Source organism: Candidatus Binatia bacterium (assembly GCA_035631035.1).
Classification (GTDB): Bacteria; Eisenbacteria; RBG-16-71-46; order SZUA-252; family SZUA-252; genus DASQJL01.
The window spans coordinates 1-8,529 of record DASQJL010000088.1; the positions used below are offsets into that span (position 1 = coordinate 1).

Sequence of the window (8,529 nt, forward strand, 5' to 3'; positions counted from 1 at the left end):
GGAAGCGGCATCGCTGCTCGAGGGGCAGAGCGGCCTCCTGATCGTGAGCGTTCCGCACACCACGGCCGGCGTCTGCGTGAACGAAGGGTACGACCCCGACGTGATGGACGACGTCGGGCGCGTGCTGGAGCGGCTGGTGCCATGGAAGGCGGACTATCGCCACGCCGAGGGCAACGCGGCGGCGCACGTGAAGACCATCCTGACGGGGTCCTCGGTGACGCTCCCGCTGCGGGAGGGGGCGATCGAGCTGGGGCGCTGGCAGGAGATCTTCCTCTGCGAGTTCGACGGCCCACGGACCCGGACCGTGCTTCTCACCGTGGTGCCCGCGCCGTGAGCGACGACGAATCTCTCGATCTGTTCGGAGACGCCGGCGCCGGCGGTGGATCAGGCTCCGAAGGGCGCGGCGGCGAGGGGCGAGGCGCCGAGGGGCGCGGACGCCGCGCCGTTCGCCCGCCGCTCGCCGATCGCATGCGCCCCCGCTCCTTCGACGAGTTCGAAGGGCGCGAGGCGCTCCTCGGCCCGGGCACCCTTCTCGGCACCGCCGTGCAGACCGGCAACGTCCCCTCGATCATCCTCTGGGGCCCGCCCGGGAGCGGCAAGACCACGCTGGCCCGGCTCCTCGCCGAATCCAGCCGCGCGCGCTTCGAGCAGTTCAGCGCCGTGACGTCGGGCGTGAAGGAGGTGCGCGAAGTCATCGAGCGCGCCCGCGCCGCGCGGCGCGCGAACGGCGCCCCGACCATCCTGTTCGTGGACGAGATCCACCGCTTCAACAAGGCGCAGCAGGACGCCTTCCTGCCGCACGTCGAGGACGGCACGATCGTGCTGATCGGCGCCACGACCGAGAACCCCTCGTTCGAGGTGAACAACGCCCTCCTCTCCCGGATGAAGGTGATCGTGCTCGGCATGCTTCCGCCCGAGGCGCTCGAACGGATCCTGCGACGCGCGATGCAGGATTCCGAGTGCGGGCTGGGCGGCTCCGGCGTGTCGGCGGACGACGAGGTGATCCGGCTCGTGGCCTCGCTCTCCGGCGGCGATGCCCGCGTGGCGCTCCAGACCCTGGAAAATGCCGCGGCGCTCGCGTCGCGGAGGAAGCCGCGCGTGATCAACCCCGAGGACGTCCGCGAGGCGGCGCAGCGGCGAGCCCTCCCGTACGACCGGGCGGGGGAGGAGCACTACAACATCATCTCGGCGCTCCACAAGGCGCTGCGGGGAAGCGACCCGGACGCCGGGCTCTACTGGCTCGCGCGCATGCTGGAGGCGGGGGAGGATCCTCTGTACGTGGCCCGGCGGCTGATGCGCTTCGCTTCGGAGGACGTGGGGCTGGCGGATCCCGAGGCGCTCCGGCTCGCGGTCGCCGCGAAGGACGCGGTCCACTTCCTGGGCATGCCGGAATGCAACACCGCGCTCGCCCAGCTCGTGGTCTATCTCGCGCTCGCGCCCAAGAGCAACTCGGTCTACCTGGCGTACGGCGCGGCGGCCAAGGACGCGCTGGAGAAGCCGCCCTATCCCGTCCCGCTCCACATCCGGAACGCGCCCACCCCGCTCATGAAGGGTCTGGGATACGGTGCGGGCTACCAGTACGCGCATCAGTACGAAGGCGCCATCGACGCGCAGCGCTACTTCCCGGACGAAATGGGCTCGCCGCGCTACTGGCAGGGGGTGCCGCGCGGGGCGGAGAAGGAGCTGGCGGAGCGTTTGGAGCGGGTTCGGAAGGAAAAGGAGCGCCGCGCGGGGAAGGAGCCCGAGCGGGGCAAAGAGCCGCCGCGGGGGAAACATCCCCCAGGCGACGAGGGACCCGCCGACAAGCCCTAAGGCGACGTCGTGGCCGAGCGCGCGCTCGCCTGCGCCGCGGGCCGTTCCGCCAACGGCACGTCGTAGCGCTCGAGGATCTTCCGGATCTGCTTTCCGCGCTTCTCGATCACGTCGTCGAGGGCCGCCTTCAGCGCCGCATCTCCCTTCCGGACGCCCATCGCGATGTCGAAGGCAAACGGCGGCGCGCCCGGCTGAACGTCCGGGGGGATCGGCGTGACCGAGAGCGGCACGGACGATCGCCGGGCGAAGTAGGCTGCCGTCGGTCCCCACGCCACCGCGACGTCCAGGTCTCCGCTCGCCACGGCATCGATGAGGTTCGCCGGCGGGTTGGGCCTCGAGTAATCCCCGTAGATGGAATAGCCGGTGATCCCGGTGATCCCTCGGCGCGCCAGCGCCTGGACCGGCGGAAGGCTGGCGTAGTCGTCGCCGATCATGTGCGCGCCGATTCGAAGCGACCGGAGCCGGGCGTCGTCCAGCGAGCGGAGCGCGAGGTTCCGGTCGCGGCGGGTCACGAACACGTACGTCGAGCGGTAGTAGGGGCGTGTCGTCAGGGCCAGCTCGAAGTGGGCCGGCAGGCCCAGGACGACGTCGCAGGCGTGCGCGTTCAGGGTGTTCCGGATGAAGCCGCGCCGCTGCGCCCACCAGTAGTAGCGGAGGTCGCGTCCCAGATCCTTCGCGACCAGCTTCGCGATTTCGTTCTCGAATCCCTGTTCCTTGTCGTTGGAGAAAGGGAGGTTGTTGGGGTCGGCGCAGACGCAGAGGGTGCGGCTCGAGTCGGGGCTCCCCGCACGAGGGGCAGCCTGCCCGGCGGCGGCGGCGCAGGAGACTCCGCTCGCGACGAGTGCCAAGCCCAGCCACACCGAGACTGCCAGGGTCCGTTTCACGGCCGGCGCGATTTGCATCAAACGTGCCCCCGAACGCAATCGCGCAACCCCTTGCCGCGCGGCGGGCCCACAGTCCCGCGCGGCCCTCCAAAGTACAAAGTACAGCCGCCATTGCCGCTTCCGGCCGTTGCTGTTAGCTTCCGGCGCGTGACGCTCCCCAAGGCGGCCCACTGGAAGAACGTCGGCTATCTGCTCTCGGTCGAGTGCTTCTGGGGCATCTCCCTCGCCCTCATCTCGATGGTGGCCATCCTCCCGGTCTTCCTGACGCACCTGGGGGCCAGCAACGCCGCGCTCGGCATTCTTCCCGTGGTGTGGATCCTCGCCTCGTCGTTCCCGGGGATCTTCGCCTCCCACTACACGTCGAACCAGGCTCATCGGAAGCGCGCGGTGATCCTGCTCCACGTCGCGGCCGCCATCCCGTGGCTCTTCATCGCGGCCTGGTTCGGGCTCTTCCCCCGGCCCTCGCCCGCGGTGGACATCGCGGTCTTCATCGCGACCTGGGGCGTCGCCTGGGTGTGGATGGGATTCACCATCCCGGTCTGGATCAATTTCGTCGGAAAGGTGACGCGCGCGGACATGCGCGCCCGCTCCTTCGCGACGATCTTCTTCTTCCAGACGATGATGGGCGCCATCGGCGGGTGGGCGGCCAGCCGCGTGCTCGGCTCGGGATTGCCGTTTCCGGCCAACTACGCGCTCGGCTTTCTCATCGCCGGGATCTGCATGGCCGCGGGCGCGATCTTCTTCCTCCCGGTGCGGGAGGAGGCGGGCGCCGTGAGCGAGCCGGGCCAGCCCTGGCCCACGGTCGTCAAGCACGCGCGCGAGATCTGGGCAGATCGTGGCGGGATCCGCGTCTACCTCTGGATTTTGTTCCTCACGACCGGCTGCTACCTGCTGATCACCTACTACCCGGTTTTCGCGGAGCGGCGCTTTCACCTGACCGCTCGCGATTCGGCGCTCTACACCGCCCTCTGCATGGCGGGGCAGATGGTGGGGAGCGTCCTCACGGGCTTGGTCGGCGACCGCTTCGGCTACGCGCGCGTCTCGCTCATCGCGACCGTCGCGCTCGTGATCGGACTGTCGCTCGCCATCTGGAGCGGGCATCCCGCCGTCTACTACGTCACGGCGTTCGCGCTCGGCGTCTTCCTCGTCGCCGACCGGATCGCGCTCTACAACCTGTCGATGGCCTTCAGCCCGCACGAGGACAACACGGCCTATCTCGGCATCGTGCCGGCGATGGTGGCGCCCTTGATGGCCGTCGTGGCCGGCTCCTCGGGTGCCCTGATCGACCGGTTCTCGTTCGTGCCGGTGGCCGCGGTCGGCCTCGTCGGCGCCGCGGCCGCGCTCTTCCTCGCGCTCTTCCGGCTCCCCGAGCCGCGCTACTCCCTCGCAGGAAGGAGGAACTCTTCGTGAAGCAGCGCTCCGCACGGTTCGATGAGGCCGCGCTCCCGGCCGCGATTCTGACCGCGCTCCTCACGCTCGCGGCCTCGCCCGCCGCGGCGCTTCCGCTCTATGCGTCGCGCGAAGGAGACGTCTGTCAGACCTGCCACGTCGATCCGAACGGGGGAGGGATCCGGAACGAGTTCGGATTCTCGTACGAGAAGAACCGCCATTCGGCCGAGCCGGAAGAGCGATGGGCGTCGATGACCGTGAAGCCGAAGCTGAACGAGTGGATCACGCTGGGCGTAGACCTGCGCACGATGTACGTCGCGTCGCACGTCAACGGCGGATCGCGGACGCTCGAGACGTCCACCTTCTTTCCCATGGAAGGGCAGGTGAACGTCGCGATCATGCCGCACGAACATCTCACGCTCGTAGCGAGCCAGGGTCTGGTCGTGGATGTGCCGGGGTTTCCGACGAGCTACGTCGCTCGGGAGATCTACGGGATGCTCGAAGGGCTTCCCGGCGACGCCTACGTTCGGGTCGGAAGGTTCCGGCTGCCGTTCGGCCTGAGGCAGGACGACCACACGTCGTTCGTCCGGAGCCTGGACTTCCTGCCGTACGATTCACAGAAGCCCGATGCGGGAATCGAGGTCGGGCATGTGGGATCACGGCTCTTCCAGCAGATTTCCTTCACGAACGGAACGACGCCCTTCAGCGAACGTGCCCAGACCCTCGCCGCCAAGATCGGGTTCGCCGGCCGGGCATTCCAGTCCGGCATCTCGGCATTTCACCGCTACTCCGACGACGTGAACCCGAGCCGCTATGGCCGCTACGGCCTTTACGTCTCGGGAACCCGAGGGAGAGCTACCGTCCTTGCCGAAGCGGCGGCCGGGACCGACGGTTTCCTGGGGGTGGAGCGGAACCGCGAGGCGATGTTTGCCGAAGGGGACTATCGACTGAGCCGCGGTGTGAACGTGCGTGCCAAGTTCGACTACCTGGATCGGGACCGCGACCAACCGGGACAGTGGCTTCGGCGCTGGACCGGGGAGCTCGAGTGGAATCCCGTGCCGTTCACGCAGGCGCGGCTGTCGTATCGCTACAACGACGACTCCGGCGGAACGGTCATTCAGGAATATCTGGCCCAGCTCTACTTCCCGTTCTAGAAAAGCGAAAGGGGCACCGTCCGAACACGGCACCCCCTCGCTCGCGCCACGCCTTCGGCGCAGATCACTTATACGCCGGGATCCCCGTGATGGCCTCGCCGATCACCAGCGTGTGGATGTCGTGCGTTCCCTCGTACGTGTAGACCGACTCCAGATTGCACATGTGGCGCCCGCACTGGTACTCGTCGGTGATCCCGCTCGCGCCGAGGATCTCGCGCGCCATGCGCGCGATCTTGAGCGCCACCTCGATGTTGTTCATCTTGCCCAGCGAGACCTGGTGCGGCTTCAGCGTTCCGGCGTCCTTGAGCCGCCCCAGCTGGAGCGCGAGCAGCTGCCCCTTCGTGATCTCGCGGATCATCCAGGCCAGCTTCTCCTGCACCATCTGGAAGCCCGCGATCGGCCGGTCGAACTGGATGCGGGTCTTCGAATACTCGAGCGCCTCGTGGTAGCAGGCCATGGCCGAGCCCAGGCCGCCCCACGCGATCCCGTAGCGCGCCTGATTCAGGCAGCCGAGCGGCCCCTTCAGCCCTTCCACGTTCGGCAGGAGGTTCTCCGCCGGGATGCGGCAGTCCTGGAAGGAGAGCTCGGAGGTGACCGAGGCGCGGAGCGAGAACTTGCCGTGGATGTCGCGCGTGGAATAGCCCGGCGTTCCGTTCTCCACGATGAAGCCGCGAATCTTGCCGTCCATCCGGGCCCAGACGATCGCGATGTGGGCGACGCCGCCGTTCGTGATCCACATCTTGCTTCCGTTCAGGACGTAGCCGTTTCCATCCTTCTTGGCCGTCGTGATCATGCCGGCCGGGTTCGAGCCGTAGTCGGCCTCGGTGAGGCCGAAGCAGCCGATCACCTTTCCCTTGGCCATCTCGGGGAGCCACTTGTTCTTCTGCTCGTCCGAGCCGTAGGCGAGAATGGGGTACATGCAGAGGCCGCCCTGCACCGAGACGAACGAGCGGAGCCCGCTGTCGCCGCGCTCCAGCTCCTGCATGATCAGCCCGTAGGCGACGTTGTTCAGCCCGGGGCATCCGTAGCCCTGGATGTTCGCGCCGTAGACGCCCAGCTCGGCCATCTCGGGGATCAGGTTCGCGGGGAAGGTGCCCTCGCGGTTGTGCTTCTCGATGACCGGCATGACGCGATCGGTCACGAACTGGCGGATCGTGTCCCGGACCGCGATCTCTTCCTCGCTGAACAGGCCGTCGATCTCCAGGAAATCGACGCCGTCGAACTTTTCCATCGGTTGTCCTCCACGGAGCGGGCGCGTGTCGCGCCTCGGGGCAAGGCGGAAGAGAATACCCCGGGTGGAGGCCACAAAACAAGGCGGGCCGCCGCGTTCGCGGCGGCCCTGGGCGGGTGCGCTGCCGTCCCTCGGAAGGGGTTCGAGAGGGGCGCGCTACCAGCCCGCCTTTCCGGTCGAGTAGCGGGAGAAGTGCTGGAGGGTGCTCGTGACGCCCAGGCTGGCCCAGTTCGCGTCGGGCGGGCTGTCGCCGCCGCTCGAGCCGCCGTCGACCTGCGTCACGCAGTCGGTCGCGGACGTGACCGTCTTGGTGGTGGTCACGTCGGTCCACGTCGCGGTCTTCGGATCCATCCAGTAGATCGCGAGCGAGTCGCTCGGGACGTCGGTGTCGGTGGTATTGGCCGCGAGATAGACCGGCGCCTTGAATCCGTTCAGCCGCGCGGGGGCGATCTCCAGATCGACGACCATGAGCGTGGAGTCCGGCATCGACATCGTGACCGTCCCCACGCTGTCGAACGCGCCGGGCGCGAAGGCGACGAAGAAGCGCCCGCAGCGGACCCAGCCGCCCAGCGCGCCGACGATCTCCTTGGAGACCCTGAGGGCTCGGCTTCCGGACGTCGTTACGGTGTCGGTGGCGGCCGCGACCGTCAACCGCTCGAAGCTCGTCGCGCCGTCGGCGCTGACCACGAGGAGCGGGGGACCGGCCACGGCCGCCGGAGTCTCGGGAGCGGTCGGCGCGTCGCCGCAGCCCTCGACGGCGACCGCAAGAACCGCCGCCAGGGCAAGCGCCGTCACGCGCCGGCCGTAGGAACCGCGCAGGGCGCGCATCACGTGGCGCTCCGCTCGCCGCCCCGGACCACGGGCGCCGGCTCGGGCTTCGCGGTCGAGGCGGCCGGCATGGCCGCCTTGTCCGCCTTCATGTCCGAGACGTACCGGAAGTAGGCGTCCCGGATGAAGTAGGTCGCGATCACCGCGACGAAGGCGCTCATGTAGCCCCAGGTCAGGAAGAGAATCGCGAAGAGGTACCCGAGCAGGCTCAGCACCGTGGCGCCGACCAGCTCGTAGGTGAAGGCGAAGCTCTCGCGCCAAACCCGAAGCGCGTTCTGGCACCGGGAGATCGCGATCACGACGGCGACCAGCACCGTGTTCACCAGGAAGTAGGTCACGGCCGAAGCCAGAACCGGGACCGCGTTCAACGGCGAGGCCACGGCTTCGAGCGAACCGCTTCGCCCGCCGGTGGCGTGAAAGACCCACGAGGCGACGAAGACGGTCACCGCGCACATGCCACAGTTGAACAGCGCCCGGTACCACGCGCGCTTCCGGAAGAGCAGATCGGCGAGAAGTCCCGCAGCCGCGGTCACGACGACCGCGTCCCACGGCGCGAGGAGGAGGAGCGTCGCGAAGTTCGCGGCGTTCGCCATGCTCAGGTAGCCGCGTCCGTGCGGGTCGGGCAGCCAGAGCACCTCGCCGAGCAGATTCGCGAGCAGCCAGAAGAGGAGCGCGAGAAGTCCCAGCGTCGGATCGGGAGCGCCCGCCGCCCACAGGGCGAGGCCGCCGCCGCCGACCACCAGGGTGATGTAGACCGCGAGCATCATGGTCGTTCGCGCTCCCTTACCAGCCGGCCTTGCCGGCGGAGTACTTCGAGAAGTGCTGCAGGTCTGCCGTCGGAAGTCCCGTGCCCGGCTGGGGATCGGCGCCGATGTCGACCCAGGTCTTGAAATCGAGCCAGAAGATCGTGACGGGGCTGGTCAACGCCAGCCCGCGCGGGTTGTAGCTCAGCCCGACCGGGACCTCGAAGCCGTTCAACCTCTTTGGCGCGATCGAGAGATCCACCACCGCGAGCACGGAATCGTCCATCGACATCGTGATCGTGCCCGCGCCGGTGTAGGCGCCCGGGGGAACCGTGACGACAAAGCGTCCGCACGTGAGCGTTCCGCCGACACTGCCGTCGATGACGGCCGAGCTCGAAAGCGCCCTGCTGGGCGCCCCGCCACCGCTGCCATCGCGCCCTCTGGCCAGAAGCGCGTCGCCGGTCGGCGCCGCGACGTACTCGAACGAT

The 8,529-nt window shown here is 68.6% G+C and carries 9 protein-coding genes; 4 read left to right on the forward strand and 5 right to left on the reverse strand.

Going from position 1 to position 8,529, the window contains the following annotated elements; all coding sequences use genetic code 11:
• Together VE326_09755 and VE326_09760 are read left to right on the forward strand one after the other, a co-directional pair.
• Positions 1-334 (forward strand): secondary thiamine-phosphate synthase enzyme YjbQ (locus VE326_09755; protein ID HYJ33490.1); only part of this gene is annotated, 334 nt, incomplete at its 5' end.
• Positions 331-1,812, forward strand: coding sequence for a replication-associated recombination protein A (locus tag VE326_09760; GenBank protein ID HYJ33491.1), 1,482 nt, complete (start codon positions 331-333; stop codon positions 1,810-1,812). The genes VE326_09755 and VE326_09760, both read left to right, overlap by 4 nt.
• Here VE326_09760 and VE326_09765 read toward each other — a convergent pair.
• Positions 1,809-2,696, reverse strand: a complete 888-nt coding sequence (locus VE326_09765; GenBank protein ID HYJ33492.1) for a substrate-binding domain-containing protein — start codon at positions 2,694-2,696, stop codon at positions 1,809-1,811. The two genes, VE326_09760 and VE326_09765, sit on opposite strands and share 4 nt — an antisense overlap.
• Positions 2,697-2,843: 147 nt before the next feature.
• Between VE326_09765 and VE326_09770 the strand changes: the two genes are divergently transcribed.
• Entirely contained in the window at positions 2,844-4,106 is a 1,263-nt protein-coding gene (locus VE326_09770; protein ID HYJ33493.1) for an MFS transporter, read from the forward strand.
• Positions 4,103-5,239, forward strand: a complete 1,137-nt coding sequence (locus tag VE326_09775) for a hypothetical protein (protein HYJ33494.1) — start codon at positions 4,103-4,105, stop codon at positions 5,237-5,239. The genes VE326_09770 and VE326_09775 overlap by 4 nt, the downstream gene beginning before the upstream one ends.
• A gap of 64 nt (positions 5,240-5,303) precedes the next feature.
• Here VE326_09775 and VE326_09780 read toward each other — a convergent pair whose 3' ends face one another.
• From VE326_09780 to VE326_09795, 4 genes are all read right to left on the reverse strand, one after another.
• A complete protein-coding gene (locus tag VE326_09780) occupies positions 5,304-6,470 on the reverse strand; it encodes an acyl-CoA dehydrogenase family protein (protein ID HYJ33495.1) in 1,167 nt (388 codons plus the stop codon).
• A 156-nt stretch (positions 6,471-6,626) separates the two neighbouring features.
• The gene (locus VE326_09785; protein HYJ33496.1) at positions 6,627-7,301 is read right to left on the reverse strand and encodes a hypothetical protein; all 675 of its coding nucleotides are present in this window, start codon (positions 7,299-7,301) and stop codon (positions 6,627-6,629) included.
• The gene (locus VE326_09790; protein HYJ33497.1) at positions 7,298-8,065 is read right to left on the reverse strand and encodes a hypothetical protein; all 768 of its coding nucleotides are present in this window, start codon (positions 8,063-8,065) and stop codon (positions 7,298-7,300) included. The genes VE326_09785 and VE326_09790 overlap by 4 nt, the downstream gene beginning before the upstream one ends.
• 16 nt (positions 8,066-8,081) lie before the next feature.
• A partial coding sequence (locus tag VE326_09795) for a hypothetical protein (GenBank protein ID HYJ33498.1) occupies positions 8,082-8,529 on the reverse strand: 448 nt, incomplete at its 5' end.

Coding starts and splice junctions, on each gene's coding strand:
- VE326_09790 (HYJ33497.1), bottom strand. CDS start 8,065: ATGATGCTCGCGGTCTACATCACCCTGGTGGTCGGCGGCGGCGGCCTC.
- VE326_09780 (HYJ33495.1), bottom strand. CDS start 6,470: ATGGAAAAGTTCGACGGCGTCGATTTCCTGGAGATCGACGGCCTGTTC.